Origin of the sequence: Mycobacterium sp. (genome assembly GCF_965277065.1) — a bacterium.
In the GTDB taxonomy this organism is placed as follows: domain Bacteria; phylum Actinomycetota; class Actinomycetes; order Mycobacteriales; family Mycobacteriaceae; genus Mycobacterium.
The window spans coordinates 296,513-312,563 of record NZ_CBDIBT010000018.1 but is presented as its reverse complement, the minus strand read 5'-3'; the positions used below and the strand labels follow the sequence as shown (position 1 = coordinate 312,563).

The 16,051-nt window shown below is 66.4% G+C and carries 17 protein-coding genes; 9 read left to right on the top strand and 8 right to left on the bottom strand.

All coding sequences use genetic code 11. From position 1 onward, the window contains the following. Positions 1-176 precede the first annotated feature (176 nt). The 4 genes from ACQY5A_RS12935 to ACQY5A_RS12920 all read right to left on the bottom strand — a co-directional run bounded on the left by ACQY5A_RS12935 (position 177) and on the right by ACQY5A_RS12920 (position 3,293). On the bottom strand, positions 177-386 hold the full coding sequence (locus ACQY5A_RS12935; RefSeq protein WP_428340757.1) for a hypothetical protein: 210 nt from the start codon (positions 384-386) through the stop codon (positions 177-179). A gap of 578 nt (positions 387-964) precedes the next feature. Beyond that, entirely contained in the window at positions 965-1,711 is a 747-nt protein-coding gene (locus ACQY5A_RS12930) for a helix-turn-helix domain-containing protein (RefSeq protein WP_428340756.1), read from the bottom strand. A gap of 154 nt (positions 1,712-1,865) precedes the next feature. Further along, the gene (locus tag ACQY5A_RS12925) at positions 1,866-2,093 is read right to left on the bottom strand and encodes a helix-turn-helix domain-containing protein (protein ID WP_428340755.1); all 228 of its coding nucleotides are present in this window, start codon (positions 2,091-2,093) and stop codon (positions 1,866-1,868) included. A 96-nt stretch (positions 2,094-2,189) separates the two neighbouring features. Continuing rightward, the gene (locus tag ACQY5A_RS12920) at positions 2,190-3,293 is read right to left on the bottom strand and encodes a tyrosine-type recombinase/integrase (protein WP_428340754.1); all 1,104 of its coding nucleotides are present in this window, start codon (positions 3,291-3,293) and stop codon (positions 2,190-2,192) included. 474 nt (positions 3,294-3,767) lie between these two features. Between ACQY5A_RS12920 and ACQY5A_RS12915 the strand changes: the two genes are divergently transcribed. The 6 genes from ACQY5A_RS12915 to ACQY5A_RS12890 all read left to right on the top strand — a co-directional run bounded on the left by ACQY5A_RS12915 (position 3,768) and on the right by ACQY5A_RS12890 (position 9,241). Further along, positions 3,768-4,169, top strand: a complete 402-nt coding sequence (locus ACQY5A_RS12915; protein ID WP_428340753.1) for a VOC family protein — start codon at positions 3,768-3,770, stop codon at positions 4,167-4,169. A 10-nt stretch (positions 4,170-4,179) separates the two neighbouring features. Continuing rightward, complete coding sequence (locus ACQY5A_RS12910) at positions 4,180-4,593, top strand: hypothetical protein (protein WP_428340752.1); 414 nt, start codon at positions 4,180-4,182, stop codon at positions 4,591-4,593. A gap of 2 nt (positions 4,594-4,595) precedes the next feature. Then, positions 4,596-5,423, top strand: coding sequence for a sulfurtransferase (locus ACQY5A_RS12905; RefSeq protein ID WP_428340751.1), 828 nt, complete (start codon positions 4,596-4,598; stop codon positions 5,421-5,423). Positions 5,424-5,604: 181 nt separating this feature from the next. Beyond that, the gene (locus ACQY5A_RS12900) at positions 5,605-6,828 is read left to right on the top strand and encodes an acetyl-CoA acetyltransferase (RefSeq protein ID WP_428340750.1); all 1,224 of its coding nucleotides are present in this window, start codon (positions 5,605-5,607) and stop codon (positions 6,826-6,828) included. Beyond that, the gene (locus ACQY5A_RS12895; RefSeq protein WP_428340749.1) at positions 6,828-8,342 is read left to right on the top strand and encodes a carotenoid oxygenase family protein; all 1,515 of its coding nucleotides are present in this window, start codon (positions 6,828-6,830) and stop codon (positions 8,340-8,342) included. The genes ACQY5A_RS12900 and ACQY5A_RS12895 overlap by 1 nt, the downstream gene beginning before the upstream one ends. Further along, positions 8,339-9,241, top strand: a complete 903-nt coding sequence (locus tag ACQY5A_RS12890; RefSeq protein ID WP_428340748.1) for a winged helix-turn-helix transcriptional regulator — start codon at positions 8,339-8,341, stop codon at positions 9,239-9,241. The genes ACQY5A_RS12895 and ACQY5A_RS12890 overlap by 4 nt, the downstream gene beginning before the upstream one ends. Here ACQY5A_RS12890 and ACQY5A_RS12885 read toward each other — a convergent pair. The 4 genes from ACQY5A_RS12885 to ACQY5A_RS12870 are packed head-to-tail and all read right to left on the bottom strand — an operon-like array spanning position 9,238 to position 12,034. Continuing rightward, positions 9,238-9,654, bottom strand: a complete 417-nt coding sequence (locus ACQY5A_RS12885; protein ID WP_428340747.1) for a hypothetical protein — start codon at positions 9,652-9,654, stop codon at positions 9,238-9,240. The two genes, ACQY5A_RS12890 and ACQY5A_RS12885, sit on opposite strands and share 4 nt — an antisense overlap. 57 nt (positions 9,655-9,711) lie before the next feature. Then, entirely contained in the window at positions 9,712-10,149 is a 438-nt protein-coding gene (locus ACQY5A_RS12880; RefSeq protein WP_428340746.1) for a type II toxin-antitoxin system Rv0910 family toxin, read from the bottom strand. A 9-nt stretch (positions 10,150-10,158) separates the two neighbouring features. After that, entirely contained in the window at positions 10,159-11,298 is a 1,140-nt protein-coding gene (locus ACQY5A_RS12875; protein ID WP_428340745.1) for an MBL fold metallo-hydrolase, read from the bottom strand. Positions 11,299-11,302: 4 nt separating this feature from the next. Continuing rightward, on the bottom strand, positions 11,303-12,034 hold the full coding sequence (locus ACQY5A_RS12870; RefSeq protein WP_428340744.1) for an enoyl-CoA hydratase: 732 nt from the start codon (positions 12,032-12,034) through the stop codon (positions 11,303-11,305). 92 nt (positions 12,035-12,126) lie between these two features. On the opposite strand from ACQY5A_RS12870, the gene ACQY5A_RS12865 reads away from it, so the two are divergent. From ACQY5A_RS12865 to prrA, 3 genes are all read left to right on the top strand, one after another. Continuing rightward, a complete protein-coding gene (locus ACQY5A_RS12865) occupies positions 12,127-13,707 on the top strand; it encodes an arylsulfatase (RefSeq protein ID WP_428340743.1) in 1,581 nt (526 codons plus the stop codon). Between the two features lie 17 nt (positions 13,708-13,724). Continuing rightward, positions 13,725-15,248 carry a carboxyl transferase domain-containing protein gene (locus ACQY5A_RS12860; RefSeq protein WP_428340742.1) on the top strand — a complete coding sequence of 508 codons (1,524 nt, stop codon included), beginning with the start codon at positions 13,725-13,727 and terminating at the stop codon, positions 15,246-15,248. An 87-nt stretch (positions 15,249-15,335) separates the two neighbouring features. Then, positions 15,336-16,046: a two-component system response regulator PrrA gene (prrA, locus tag ACQY5A_RS12855; RefSeq protein ID WP_428340741.1), complete on the top strand. Its 711-nt coding sequence runs from the start codon at positions 15,336-15,338 to the stop codon at positions 16,044-16,046. The last annotated feature ends 5 nt before the right edge of the window (positions 16,047-16,051 follow it).

Sequence of the window (16,051 nt, the reverse complement as noted above, 5' to 3'; positions counted from 1 at the left end):
ACCGACATACCGAGAGGTAAAACGAATCGCTCAGGGCGGCCTCGCGCCGCGTAGAGCGGGTTACTACGAAACGTGCTGGTGGGACCTTGATCCACTGGCGCTGTCCCCTCCTGGGGACCTCTACGAACACGCAGCACCCACCGTAGACCACTTCACCGACAGCCGCGTGCAGCAAGTCATTTCGGCGGGTCCTCGTACAGCCGTGCCACCCGTTGATCCATCCACCCCGGCCGGTCACCGAACCAGATGCAACCCACCGTGTCGTCGTGCCACACCTGGGCCTCCAGGTCCGCGTGATGCCGGTCCAGGTGCCGGATCAAGTTGGCAATCTCGTTGTCGTCGGCCCACTCGCGATCAAACTCGTCACCGAACGGGGAATCACTCATCTGCCTTGCCCTTCTCTGTGGGTGGGTAATTCCAACTCTCAAAAACACGGTGGGCGCGATCCATGCGGACATGGCACGGGGCGCATTTGGCCTGGTAGTGGTCCACGCTCAGGCTGTACCGCAGCCCCAATTCGCTTGGCGTAGTGTCGGTTAGCTCGTTGGGGTCCAAGCCGTCATACGCCCACTGTGTGGCCGGCGCTCCGCAGTCCACGCACGGGTGGGCGCTGGCTGGCCCCTTGTCCCGGCGAATCCGGGCGTGTGCCGAGTTGTAGTTGACCACCGGCTGTCGGGTGGGCATCAGCTCCAGGTGGCCGTTGCGCCTGTTCCGGTCGTAGTGGATCTTGCACCAGTTCCGCGCGTATACCTTGGCTCCGCAACCGTCCACTGAACACGTTTCCCGCCACTCAGCGCGCCGCTGCCGCGTTTTCGGTGTCTTTTTGGGGTGTCCGTCGCGGGCCGCGCGGCAAAAGCTGCACAGAAAGCGTGGGCGGCACTCACAGGCCTTTTGCGCGTAGGCCCCGAAACCACTGCTGTTGCGGGCGCTCACGAGATTTCGCCGCTGTCCGGTGTGGTGGTGGTCATTTCCATGGTTCCCCGATGCGTTGGAAAACGGCGATCCGGGGCTTGCGTTCGGCCTTGATCTCGCGTTGGCGCTCCGGCGCTGCCCGGTCGTATTCGCCGTCCAGGTCGCGCAACAGGTTTCGGCTGTCCGTGATCCAGGCTTTGTAAGCCTCCTTGTCGACAGCGCACGTACGGCACGGGTCGGAATGCGGGTATAGCGGACAGGCTCGTTTTGGTGGTTCTAGGGAGATTTCATTTAGGGGCGTTGGCGTGGGTGACCCGTTGCGCGGCTGATCGGTTCGCTCGCGCGCGCGCGCGTCACCCGAAGTAATACCCGAAGTAATACCCGAAGGGTTCCGCACCGGTGCGGGTAATTCTGGGGTGGTTTTGCGGGTATTTTTCCGCTCCGCTGCGGGTATTTCTTCCCACCAAATAGGGGCACTGGTGCCGGTATTTCCAAGCGGCGCTTGCCCATTAATACCCGCACTGGTGCAGGTATTTCCAGGAGGCATTACCAACCGGTATTCGGCCGTCTTGGTGTTGCCGGCACCACGCGGGGCGGGCTTGGTTTCCACCATGAGCTTGTAGCGGACAGCCGCGTTTCGCGCTCGCGTCACCGTGTCGACCGACACACCCAGCTCGGCGGCAACGTCACCGTTGGCCCGCCAGGCTTGTTCCCCTTGCCGATTCGCGGTCCCGCCGATGTGGCAAATGACCAGACGTTGCGCGTGAGGGATACGTAGTTCGCGCCGCACCGCGTCCATCCACAGCAGCTTGGAAAAATCGCCCGGTGTGGCGCTGGGTCCACGATGTCCGTTGCGGCGGCTAGAATTGCCAGCATCGGCTTCTGGTTGGTTGCCGATTGTGTTGTGAGTCGCTGGTGGTGGGAAGGCCGACCCTTCCAAACGGCCTTCCCGCTCAGCGTGCTTGGGGGACATTGTGTGCCCCCTGTGGCGTGTGCGGCGTCATCAGTTTGAGCACGTCCTCGCGCTTGATGCGGATGCACCGTGGCCCGAACCGGACCGCCGGCAAGATGCCGGTGTAGACGTACCGCCGAATTGTTCTGTCGTGGAACCCGGTTGCCTCGGCAACCTGTTGAACGGTTAGCAGCGGTGGCAACAGCCCCTCTGCGCGTTGTTTGGTCATGTGGTGAGTAAAACTCGGCCAACCAGGATCGGCCAAACACCCGGATTTGCTGCGTGTTAACAGGGTAATTGTAGTTACCCTGTTAGACGTATGTTGTTACGCGCCAGCGCGTTTGGACATCCGCTCGGCGATCTCGGCGTCTCGACCTTCCGCTACGTGCTGGTATCTGAGCGCCATCTGCGGTGTGGTGTGTCCGAGCCGATGCATGAGTTCCGCTGTGGTAGCACCGGATTGGGCCGCGAGTACGGCACCGACGTGTCGCAGATCGTGGACCCGGAGCGTGGGTTTGCCGATCTCGGCGCGGGCCTTCTCCCACGGTGTGCGGTACAGGTCGGCCCGGAGATGGGTGCCGTCGTCGTCACAGAACAGCAGCGAGTCACCCGCACGCCCGACGTGCTTCTTCAAGTGCCCCAGAATGATTGGCCGGATATGCGGCGGGACTGCGACGTCACGGACACCGGCAGCTGTCTTCGGCTCGCCCACCGTGAACTGGCCGCTGCGGTAGGTGACCGCGCGCCGAACAGACAGCACGCTGGCGTCGGCGCTCACGTCGGCGCGACGCAACTCCGATGTCTCACCCCAACGCAGACCACACCACGCGGCCAACGTCACGCTGCACGCGAGCTGGGCGGGCATCTCGGTGGCCAGCCGCTCGACCTCGACCGGGCTGATCATGTCGATGCTGCGCTTGCGCTTGGTCTGCATCGCTGCCCGGATACGGCACGGGTTGGCGTCGAGCACCTCGTCCTGGACGGCGGTCGCGCAGATCGCGTGCAGCAGCGCGTAGGCGTGCGCTGTCTGGGTTGGCCGGTCGGTGCCCAGCGCGGTGTGCCACTGGCGGATCGTGGCCGGCGTCAGCGTCACCATGACCGCATCGCCCAGCTCGGGCACGATCAGCCGCTTGAGCATCGACTCGTAGTGCTGGCGAGTCCGCGGCCGCAGCTGTCGCTGCCCGATCCACCTGTCGGTGTAGGCCCGAAGCGTGATGCCGTCGCTGCGCTCGACCGCACCCCACGTGCCCAGGTCGATCTTGTGGCGCTCGTCGGACAGCCAGGACTCCGCGGCCACGTCGGACGCGAACGTGTGCGGGGCCTTGTGGAGCTTGGCGTCCGGGCCGACGTAGGCGGCTTGCCAGCGCCCGGACGGTAGGTGACGGAGTCGGCCGAAGCGGCGGCGTTTACGGCGGGTCTTACGAGGCATCCTGGGGTCCTTCCGTGCAACCAACGTGACAACAAGACTGTACTGCTGTGTCTTGCCGTGCTCACTAAAGTCACATGGTTGCCGTACCAAAATCACCCGTCAACCAGTCACTCCCAAGCTGACACGTTCCGAACGCCGCTCTTGGAAACTGCACCGCGAGCTGGCCAGACACCTGACGCGGTCGACTCTCACACAATGGCAACCCACGATCGAGCGCAACCTGCGACGATTGCGGTCCGGCGTCGCCGGCCAAGCTGCCGGCTTACACCCAGGTCAACCCACCCACCAGCACCCCACCCACTAACAGTTTCGAATCCTGCCGGGGGCACTCATGCCGGGGGCACTCAGACGTCAACTTCGGCCTGCTGGGCGCGGCAGTTTCAATCTGACAGCGATCAGGCTGGCGAGTTCACCGACAGTAATTCCCTCGATCGTTAGCCTCGATTGCGTCGGCCGGAAAGACGGAGGGATGGAATGGCGCTCGGACACCTTGGGGTCAACGTCGAAGATCTAGAAGCAGCGAAGACTTACTACGGCGCGCTGATGCCGCTCGTGGGTTACGAGCAGTTCGTCGACGATCGTGATCAATTCGCCTTTTGCCCCGCCGGCGGCAAGCCGGGGACCTACCTCTTTTTTTACTCGGCAAGCGAAGCGGGCGCCTATTCGCGAAAACGTGTCGGGTTGCAGCATCTGGCGTTCATGGTCAGATCGAGGTCGACCGTGCATGACGTGCACGGATTGGCGGTCCGGCTCGGATGTGAGGTCTTGCATGAACCTCAGTTTTTCCCGCAATACCCCCCGCCGTACTTCGCAACCTTCTGGCTGGATCCGTGCGGATTGATGCTCGAAGCGGTCTGCCATTACGACCGGGATTGACGCTGTCAGGTTGGGTTTGCTTGTGCCGTTTCGCCGTTGGGCCGCAGCCACTCGTGACATGATGCGCGATGTGTTCGACCGCTCCATTCTCACCGCGGCGGCTGTTGCGATAGCCGCCCTCGGCCTGGCCGCGCCGGTACGCGCGGATCCACAATGCCCCGCTGCCGGCTGCCCGCACGGCCCGGCGAACAACCCGCCGTCGGCCAACGTCAACAGCCCGTCCTACAAGGACGGCTACAAGACCGAGCACGACTACTTCGCGACCCCGCAGAACCACGCGTATCTCGCGAGCGAGATGAATAGCGGCTACACCGCCACGCTGGCCTGCCAAGTGGAGATGGGTGGGGGTTCGGCACCGGCGAACAAGGCCGACTGGCTCGGTGGCTGCATCGACGCCTTGCACGATCTGGGATTCAAGCCATAAGCGTGCTGATCACCGCCGCGGAATTGGCCGATCTTCTCGATGCCGGCAAGCCCGTGACAATCCTCGATGTGCGCTGGCGGCTCGACGAGCCCGACGGTCGTCCGACGTATCTGCAAGGACACCTACCCGGCGCGGTCTACGTCTCCCTCGATGACGAACTCAGCGATCACTCCGTCGCCGGGCGGGGGAGGCACCCGCTGCCGTCCGGGCGCAGCCTCGAGGTCGCGGCGCGGCGTTGGGGTGTCCGCGCGGGGGTGCCCACCGTCGTCTACGACGACTGGAATCGAGCCGGGTCGGCGCGAGCGTGGTGGGTGCTGAGCGCCGCGGGTATCGCCGACGTGCGCATCCTCGACGGCGGCCTGGCCGCGTGGCGCGCCGCCGGCAACGACGTGGACACCGACTCGGTGGCGCCGCCTCCTGGCAATGCGGCCGTGCTGCATGACGACCTGTACAACGGAGCCCTGCCGACACTGACCGCCGACACGGTCGAGGATTTCGACCTGCTCGACGCCCGCGCGCCGGAACGTTACCGCGGTGACGTCGAGCCGATCGACCTTGTTGCCGGACATATCCCCGGCGCCAAAAACCTGCCCAGCGGAGCAGTTCTCAACAGCGACGGCACCTTCGTGGCGCCCGACGCAATCGCCCGCCTGCTCGCCGAACGCGACGTCGACGATCGCCGGATCGGCGCGTATTGCGGATCCGGCGTGACAGCCGCCATCACGGTCGCGGCGCTCACCGCGGCGGGACATCACGTCGCCCTTTTCCCTGGTTCATGGTCGGAATGGAGCTCGAACCCCGCCCGGTCGGTCGAACGCGAAGACAAATAGTCCGGTTCTGCGGAAACAGGTTTGTCCCGGGCCATCTACGGCAATGCGCATAGGGAGGTGAGCGCGCTGGTCGACCAGCGCGCACGCTTAGGTCTCTCCGGTTCAGCCGAGAGCTGGCGAGACCGCTTCTATGACGGTTGGGGCGGACTGTGACTCTTTTAGTTGTAGTAGCGTGCTGGTTATGGACACCGACGTCTGGATTCTCGGCGGCTTTCAAAGCGACTTCGCCCGAAACCTCACCAAAGAAGGGCTCGATTTCGCGGATCTGACCCGCGAGATCGTGGACGCCACACTTACCGCGGCCAAGATCGACGCCGCGGACATCGGCGTCGTGCACGTCGCCAATGCCTTCGGTGAGATGTTCGCCGAACAGGGCCACCTCGGAGCGATGCCCGCGACCGTGTGCGACGGGCTTTGGAACACCCCGGCGTCGCGGCATGAGGCCGCTTGCGCGTCGGGCAGCATTGCCGCGCTGGCCGCGATGGCCGATCTGCGCGCGGGAAACTACGACACCGCTTTGGTTCTCGGCGTCGAGTTGGAGAAGACGGTGCCCGGTGACACCGCGGCCCGCCACCTGGGCGCAGCGGCCTGGACCGGGCACGAGGGCGCCGACGCGAAGTTCCTCTGGCCGTCGATGTTCGCCACGGTCGCCGACGAGTACGACCGCCGCTACGGCATCGACGAGACCCACCTACGGGCCATCGCACAGGTCAACTTCGGCAACGCGCGCCGAAACCCCAACGCTCAGACCAGGGAATGGACCGTGCCCAATCCGATCGGTGACGACGGCGCGACCAACCCGCTCATCGAGGGCCGGCTGCGCCGGTTCGACTGCAGCCAGATGACCGACGGCGGCGCGGGAGTCGTGCTGGTCAGCGACAACTACCTGCGCGAGCATCCCACTGCGCGGCCGATCGCGCGCATCGCGGGCTGGGGGCATCGCACCGTCGGGCTCGGCCTGCAGCAGAAGCTGCGACGAGCGGCCACCGGAGACTTGGCCCCCTACGTCATGCCGCATGTGCGCGCGGCGGTGCTGGATGCGTTGCGCCGCGCGCAGGCCAACCTGGACGACCTGCATGGGATCGAGGTGCACGACTGCTTCACTCCCAGTGAGTATTTGGCGATCGACCACATCGGACTGACCGGGCCGGGCGAGTCGTGGAAAGCCATCGAAAACGGCGAGATCGAAATCGGTGGACGGCTGCCGATCAACCCCAGCGGCGGATTGATCGGCGGCGGCCATCCGGTCGGCGCATCGGGGGTGCGCATGCTCGTCGACGCGGCCAAACAGGTCAGCGGCGCGGCCGGCGACTATCAGATTGAGGGCGCGAAAACCTTTGGCACGCTGAACTTCGGCGGCAGCACCGCGACTACGGTCAGCTTTGTCGTCAACGAGGCAAGCTAATGGACGTCGAGGTCGTCGGCAAGTACCTGTCGACCCTGCCCGAAGACGACGACCATCCCTACCGAACCGGGCCCTGGCGACCGCAGACCAGCGAGTGGGACGCCGACGACCTGGTCGTTGTCGAGGGCGAAATTCCTCGCGACCTCGACGGTGTCTATCTGCGTAACACCGAGAACCCGTTACACCCGGCGCTGAAGACCTATCACCCGTTCGACGGTGACGGCATGGTGCACATTGTCGGATTTCGAGATGGAAAAGCGTTCTACCGCAACCGCTTTGTCCGCACCGATGGCTTCCTGGCCGAAAACGAGGCAGGCGAGCCGCTGTGGCCGGGCCTGGCCGAACCGGTGCAGCTGGCCAAGCGCGACGGGGGTTGCGGCGCCCGTACCCGGATGAAGGACGCGTCGAGCACCGATGTCATCGTTCACCGCGGCATCGCGCTGACCAGCTTCTACCAGTGCGGCGATCTCTATCGCGTCGACCCGTTCTCGGGCGACACCTTGGGCAAGGAGTCCTGGAATGGTCACTTCCCAGTCGATTCGGGTGTTTCGGCGCACCCGAAGGTCGACCCGAAATCGGGCGAGCTGCTGTTCTTCAACTACAGCAAGCAGGCCCCGCACATGCACTACGGCGTCGTCGACGAGAGCAACCAGCTCTCGCACTACATCGACATTCCACTGCCTGGGCCCAGGCTGCCCCACGATATGGCCTTTACCGAAAACTATGTGATCCTCAACGATTTCCCGCTGTTCTGGGATCCAAGCCTGCTCGAGCACGACGTGCACCTGCCGCGCTTCTACCCCGATATGCCGTCGCGCTTCGCGGTGGTGCCGCGCCGTGGCGCCAGCAGCGACATCCGCTGGTTCGAGGCCGACCCGACGTTCGTGCTGCACTTCACCAACGCCTACGAGGACGGCGACGAGATCGTGCTCGACGGCTTCTATGAGGGCGCGCCGCAGCCGATCGACACGGGCGGAGACAAGTGGGACAAGCTGTTTCGCTTCCTGGCGCTGGATCGCCTGCAAGCTCGATTGCACCGGTGGCGATTCAACCTGGTCACCGGCGAGGTCAAAGAAGAGCAGCTGTCGGAGTCCATCACCGAATTCGGCACGATCAACCCTGATTACGCCGCGGCCGAGTACCGGTACGCCTACGCCGCCACCGGCAAGCCGGGCTGGTTCCTGTTCGACGGTCTGGTCAAGCACGACCTGCGCACCGGAGGCGAACAGCGCTATCAGTTCGCCGACGGGGTGTACGGCAGCGAAGCCGCGATGGCCCCGCGACCGAATTCCACCAGCGAAGACGACGGATACCTGATCACGCTGACCACCGACATGGACGCCGATGCCTCCTACTGCGTGATCTTCGACGCCGCCCGCTTCAGCGACGGACCGGTGTGCAAACTGGCTCTGCCCGAACGGGTTTCCAGCGGCACCCACGCCACCTGGGCCGCAGGTGCACAGTTGCGCCGCTGGCATGACGTCGACTCCCCCGCGGGCGCAATCGACCTGTGAAGGCTGAGCCGACGCCGCTGAGCCCCGGCGGCACCAACGCGGTCGGTCGCATCCTGGGTCTGCTCGGTGACGAGTGGACGTTGCTGATCATCCAACAGGCGTTGCTGGGAGCGACCCGCTACGGCGATTTCATGTCGCGGCTGCCGATCTCGAATACCGTGCTGACCAACCGATTGCGGGCCTTGACCGCCAACGACCTTCTGGTTCGCGCGGCGTACCAGACCCGCCCGGTGCGGGCCGAATACCTGATCACCCAACGCGGACGAGCGTTCTGGCCGGTGCTGCTGTCGATCTGGGAGTGGGAACGGCGGTGGGTGCCCGATCATGTCGACCGGCTGCCGGGCATGCGGCACACCCGATGCGGCAGCGCCTTCGCCCCGACACTGATCTGCCGGGCATGTGATGAAACGGTCACTGAGAAGCAGGTTGCGGCCCGCTGGGGTCCGAGCGGATCGTGGGCACGCTCGGTACCTGCGGGGTCGACTCGTCGCCGGTCGAGCGCCGACGGCAGGCGCGGTCAGGCCGGACTGTTCCCCGAGACGATGAGCGTGTTCGGAAATCGTTGGGCCGCAGCATTGTTGGTGTGCGCCTTTCTGGGCACCAGCCGCTTCTCGGATTTCCAGACTCAGCTGGGTGCGCCCCCGTCGCTGCTGTCCGGCCGGTTGCAGACCTTCTGCGCCAACGGCGTGTTGTGCGCCGACTATCAGCTCACCGAGAAAGGGCGGGCATTCTTTCCCGTCATCATCGCCGCCCTGCAATGCGGGCAGCACTGGTTTCACGCACCGGAGGGCCCCGCTGTCACCCTCACCCATCTCGGCTGTAGCAAGCCGTTCGTCGGGCAACTGACCTGCGACCAGTGCGACCGGCCGCTGAAGGGCGCAGAGGTCAGCGTCGACTAGCGGCGCAGCGAGGCCGCCAGCGCCCAGACCGAGCACAACAGCGCGGCGGCTGCGGCCACGCCACCGAGGTACAGACCGCAGGCCGCTGACACCGGCGGCTTGACGTTGACCGAGTAGTACCGCACCATCAGCGCGATCACGCCCAGCGAGATCACCAGCGCGGCAACAGATGCCGGCCTTGCCGACAAGCCTCTGCCGACGACCGCGCCGGCCACCAGCAGCGCCGAGGACAACAACACGATCAACTGAACCGTCCCGAACCGCTGCTGCACGTGCAGCCCGTCGATGCTGCCTCCGATCGCGGTGGCCCATCCGCTGCCGGGCCTGCCCGTGGTCAACCACGGTAACCAGACACTCATCGCCACCATCGCGGCGAACAGCGCGACCATCCAGCCCGGGCGCAGTCGAGACATACCGCGACAGTAGCCGCTTGCCGTCCAGCGACGACCCCGCGACGCCTCGAATCCTGCTCAGGCCGGTGCGAAAACCGTGACGAAATTCCGCAACGACTCGCGGATATCGCTTTTCAACGCGCCGGCGACGATCATGCCAATCGGCCCGAACAACGCGGGCCCGCCCAAGTGGAGGTCGAGGCTGACCACCGAGTCATCGCCCTTCGGCTTGACTTTGGCGATCAGCTTGACCTTGACACCACCGACGCCGTTGCCGTCGAGAGTCATGGCCTCCGGCGGCTTGTAGTTCACGATCGTCCAGGTGAGGCGGTTCGGCATGCCCTTGACTTCGACGATCGATTCGATCATCGTGCCCTTCGCCAACTGCTCGGGCAGCTTGCTGCGCCACACCCGGTGGATGGTCAGCCACTCCTTGTAGCGGGAGAGGTTGGACGCGTCCGCCCAAGCCTGTTCAGGCGGCAGTGGTACATCGATGGAAACAGAAAGCTTCGCCATGGGTGGTCGCTACTTGTCGTCGTTCGTGCCGGCTGTCTCCAGCCGCCACCACGGCTCGAATTCCGTTGCGGTCGTGGGATCGACACGCCCGCCCGGTTTGGGCACCGCTACCGAGACCTCGGCGGCATCGGCGGCGGTCAGCAGCCGCTCGATCGGCTCGGCCCACGGGTGGGGCGCCAGCCGGAATGTGCACCAGTGGATCGGCACCAGCAGACCGCCGTGTACGTCCAAGTGCGCCTGCACGGCCTCTTCGGGATTCATGTGAACGTCCCGCGCCACCCTGTTGTAGGCCCCGACGGGTAGCAGCGTCACGTCGAAAGGTCCGTGCTCGGTGCCGATCTCGGCGAAGCTCTTCGTGTAGCCGGTGTCGCCGCCGAAGTATGCCCGGTGCGCGGGACCAATGATCGCCCACGACGCCCACAGGGTGTTGAAGCGGTTCAGGAAGCGGCCGGAGAAGTGCCGGGCCGGTGTGCAGATCAGCGTGAGCTCATCGATTTTCGTCTGCTCGTTCCAGTCGAGTTCGATGATGCGTTCGTCGGGGATGCCCCACTCGCGCAGATGCGATCCGACACCGAGCGGAACGACGAACGGCGCCCACTGGCTTCGGGCCAACCCGATGATCGTGTCGATGTCGAGGTGGTCGTAGTGGTCGTGGCTGATCACGATCGCGTCCAGCGCCGGCAGCGACTCGAGTGGCACCGGTGGCGGGTGCATGCGGGCGGGGCCGACGACGTCCGACGGCGAGCAGCGCTCGCTCCACACCGGATCGGTCAGGACGCGGTATCCGTCGATTTCCAGCAGCGCGGTCGAGTGACCGAACCAGCTGACCGCGATCTGGCCGGCGGGAGCATCGAAGGTGCGCGGCCCGGGGGTCTCCACGGGGATCTCCGCCGAAGGCCGAGCGGCCTCGAGGCCGGTGAGGATCTCCCACAGCAACGATCGCCCTTGATCGGCGCCGATGTTCAGCGAGGCCGGCTCGAGGTTGACGAAGACGCCGTCGCGGTAGTGCGGTGAACGTTCGGCGACCCCGCGAATGTCGGCGGGTTGAGCCCCGAGCGCGGCCGGCGTGCCGTGCAGCGCTCGCAGTACCCACCCGCCTGTCGCGAGCGAGGCCGTGCCCGCTGCCAGTCGCAGCGCACTACGCAGCATCCGATCAGGCCCCCTGGAATTTCGGCGGCCGCTTCTCGACCCGTGCCACCTGCGCTTCGATCACGTCCTGGCTACCCCACGCCTTATCGAACAGCTCCTTGTGCGCCGGCCACTGGTCTTCGTAGGCGCCGTCGTCGTTGAGCACCCGTTTGGCGTGCTGCAGCGCCAAGGGGGCCAGCCCGGCGATCTCGGCGGCCCAGGCCTGCGCATCGGCCAGCGTCCCGATCCGGTTGGCCATCCCGCTGATGAGAGCGTCCTGGGCGGTCAGCTTCTCGGCGGTCAGCAGCATGGCCCGGGCACGTCCGTAACCGGCCAGCGACGACAACCGGCGAATACTCCAATTGTCCAGCGCCAAACCGTATTTCGACGTCGGGAACTGGAAGAACGCCTCGGGTGCCACCACCCGCAAGTCAGCGATCATGGCCAGTTGCAGACCCGCGCCGATGGCCGGGCCGTTGATCGCCGCAATCACCGGCACCGGCACCGCGTCGATCGCCAGGTTGAGCGCGATCAACCGGTCGGGGTAGTCGGCGGCGAACGCGTCGCCGCTCAGGTCGGCGCCGGCGCAGAACACGGTGCCCTGCCCGGTGAGCACGATGGCGTGGACTTCGTCGGCCGCGGCCTTCTCGATGGCCTCGCGCAATTCCTCGACGAGTTGCGAGTTGAGCGCGTTGCGGCGCTCGGGACGCTGCAACTCAATGGTCAAGACGTCTCCAACGCGGGTGACACCAATCATGGAGCCAAGCCTATTGGTCTCGGCGAGCGGTATCGAATCGGCGGTGGCCGGAACATTCCCATCCGGGTGAACACCTGACAGGATGCTTCCCCGTGACAAGGCCCAACTTCCTGGTGATCGTGGCCGACGACCTCGGATTCTCCGACATCGGCGCCTTCGGCAGCGAGATCGAGACCCCCGACCTGGACCAGCTGGCCAATGCGGGGATCCGGCTGACAGATTTTCATTCTGCGCCGGCCTGCTCACCGACCCGGTCGATGCTGTTGACGGGAACCGATCACCACATCGCCGGCATCGGCACCATGCTCGAGGTTGCTCCCCAGTTCCGCGGACAGCCCGGCTACGAGGGACACCTCAACGACCGCGTGGTCGCGCTGCCCGAGCTGCTACACGACGACGGTTACCTGACGTTGATGGCGGGCAAGTGGCATCTGGGCAACACCATCGAGACGTCGCCGTGGTCCCGCGGATTCGACCGGTCGTTTGCGTTATTGCCGGGCGGCGCAAGCCATTACAGCAATCCCCCGGGCGACTTCATCCCGTTGATGTCGCGGTACACCGAGGACGACCAATTCGTCACCGTGCCCGATGACTTCTACTCCTCGGACTTCTACGCAGACACCCTGCTGCGCTATTTCCGGGAGCGCGCCGCACAGGATGACCGGCCGTTCTTCGCCTATCTGCCGTTTCAGGCGCCGCACTGGCCACTTCAGGCGCCCGAGGAGACCATCGCGAAATACCGCGGCCGCTACGACGACGGACCCGACGCGCTGCGCGAAAAACGGCTGGACGCGCTCAAGCGGCTCGGGCTGTGCCCGCCCGACGTCGCCGCGCACCCCGTCGTTCCCGACGGCGAACCCGAATGGTCCGACCTCACCGCCGACCAAAAAGCCCTGTCCGCCCGCAGCATGGAGGTCTACGCCGCCATGGTCGACCGGATGGACCACAACATCGGCAAGGTGATCGACTACCTCGCCGAGACCGGCGAGCTGGACAACACGGTCGTGGTCTTCCTGTCCGACAACGGCGCCGAGGGAGCAATCCTCGAGTCGTTGCCGATCCTGGGCGGCGCGATCGCCGCCGAGATCGAAAAGAACTGGGACAACAGCCTCGACAACGCCGGTGCCCCCAACTCGTTCATCTGGTATGGCCCGCGCTGGGCGCAGGCCGCCACCGCGCCGTCCCGACTGCACAAGGCCTTCACCACCGAAGGTGGCATCCGCGTCGTCGGTTTCATCACCTGGCCGGGCTTCGACCGTCAGCACGAGATCGGCTCCGCGTTCAGCACGGTGATGGACATCGCCCCGACCTTCCTCGAACTCGCCGGCGTCGCGCACCCCGGCGCCGAATACCAAGGACGCCAGGTGGCCCCCGTTCGCGGCCGGTCGCTGCTGCGGTATCTGTCGGGCGACGCCGAGTCGGTGCACGACGACGTCACCGCCACCGGCTGGGAGTTGTTCGGGCGCTACGCGATTCGGCAGGGCAACTGGAAGGCGTTGCACCTGCCCGAGCCGTACGGCCCGGGCGACTGGCAGCTTTACGACCTGTCGGCCGACCCCGGCGAGATCGACGACCTCGCCGCCACGCACCCCGACAAGCTGGCCGAGCTGCTGGTCCTGTGGGACCGCTACGTCGACGACACCGGCGTCATCCTGGATCTCGCGCAAGGCTGATCATTAGCCTCGCCTCTGTGAGTCGGATCGGGACCGAACAACTGCGCGACGCCGTGCTCGACGAGGGATCGTTCGTCAGCTGGGACACCGAGCCGCTGGCGATCCCGACGAGTGAGTCCTATGCCCGCGAGCTGGCCGAGGCCCGGGCCACCAGCGGTTACGACGAGTCGGTGCTGACCGGTGAGGGCCGGGTGTTCGGGCGCCGGGTGGCCGTGGTGGTCTGCGAGTTCGACTTCCTGGCCGGCTCGATCGGGGTTGCCGCGGCCGAGCGGATCACCGTTGCGATCCAGCGCGCCACCGCCGAGCGGCTGCCGCTGCTGGCGTCGCCGAGTTCCGGCGGTACCCGGATGCAGGAGGGCACCGTCGCATTCCTGCAGATGGTCAAGATCGCGGCTGCGGTCACCCTGCACAAGCAGGCCCACCTGCCCTACCTCGTCTACCTCCGCCACCCGACCACCGGCGGGGTGTTCGCGTCATGGGGCTCGTTGGGCCACATCACCATCGCCCAGCCGGGCGCGCTGATCGGCTTCCTGGGTCCGCGGGTCTACGAGCAGCTCTACGGCGAACCGTTTCCGGTCGGCGTCCAGACCGCCGAGAACCTGGAACGGCACGGGGTGATCGACGCGGTCGTGCCGCTGGATGAGCTGCGCGGCATCCTCGACCGGGCCCTGACCGTCGTCGCCGACGACGCGGGCCCGGCGCCGCAACGCGCTGAAACGTTGCGCCGCTCCTCCTCATCGCTTCGCTCTGCATCGTCGCCGGCGGTCGCGGAACCGCTGCCCGACATCCCGGCGTGGGATTCGGTGCTGGCGTCGCGGCGACCGGACCGGCCCGGCGTGCAGTACCTGCTGCGGCACGGCTGCACCGACCAGGTGTTGCTGTCGGGTACCGGGCAGGGCGACGCCGCGACGATGCTGCTGGCGCTGGCCAGATTCGACGGACAGCCCGCGGTGCTGCTCGGCCAGCGACGGGTGATCGGTGGACTGGTCGGGCCCGCGGCGCTGCGCGAGGCCCGCCGCGGCATGGCGCTGGCCGCCGGCCTTCGGCTGCCGCTGGTGCTTGTGATCGACACGGCCGGCCCGGCGCTGTCGGCCGAGGCCGAGCAGGGCGGGCTGGCCGGTGAGATCGCCCACTGTCTGGCCGAGCTGGTCACCCTGGACACGCCGACGGTGTCGGTGCTGCTCGGACAGGGCAGCGGCGGCCCGGCACTGGCGATGGTGCCCGCCGACCGGGTGCTGGCCGCGTTGCACGGCTGGCTGGCCCCGCTCCCGCCGGAGGGCGCCAGCGCGATCGTGTTCCGCGACACTGACCACGCTCCCGAACTGTCGGCCGCACAAGGCGTTCGCTCGGTCGACTTGCTGGCCTCCGGCATCGTCGACGCCGTCGTGCCCGAGCATCCCGACGCGGCCGACGAGCCGGTGGAATTCTCGGCGCGGCTCTCCGCCGCGATCGCCGTCGAACTGGACGCGCTGCGCGGCGTGCCCGACACCGACCGGATCGCGGCCCGGCTGCGGCGCTACCGCAACATCGGGCTCGCTTAGCCCGAAGTTACGGCGTTATCGCTGAAACGCCGCGCCGGGCCCGCCCCGGGGGGCTGTTCCCACTGCTACCGGCAGTAATCAGGCATCATGGGCGACATGGACGTTGGTGGGACTTCGCCTCGGGTTTTGGTTGTCGACGACGACTCCGACGTGCTCGCCTCACTGGAACGCGGACTGCGGTTGTCCGGCTTCGAGGTGGCGACCGCGGTCGACGGTGCCGAGGCGCTGCGCAGCGCCACCGAAAACCGGCCGGACGCAATCGTGCTGGACATCAACATGCCGGTGCTCGACGGCGTGAGCGTGGTGACCGCGCTGCGGGCGATGGACAACGACGTGCCGGTGTGTGTGCTGTCCGCGCGCAGCTCCGTCGACGACCGGGTGGCCGGGCTGGAAGCCGGCGCCGACGACTATCTGGTCAAGCCGTTCGTGCTGGCCGAGTTGGTGGCGCGGGTGCGGGCATTGCTGCGCCGCCGCGGGTCTACCGCGACGTCGTCGTCGGAGACCATCGCCGTGGGACCGCTGGAGGTCGACATCCCGGGCCGCCGCGCCCGGGTCAACGGCGTCGACGTCGACCTGACCAAGCGTGAATTCGACCTGCTGGCCGTGCTGGCCGAGCACAAGACCGCGGTGTTGTCGCGCGCACAGCTGCTGGAATTGGTGTGGGGCTACGACTTCGCCGCCGACACCAACGTCGTCGACGTATTCATCGGATACCTGCGCCGCAAGCTCGAGGCCGGTGGTGGCCCGCGGCTGCTGCACACCGTCCGCGGCGTGGGATTCGTTCTGCGCATGCAGTGACGGGA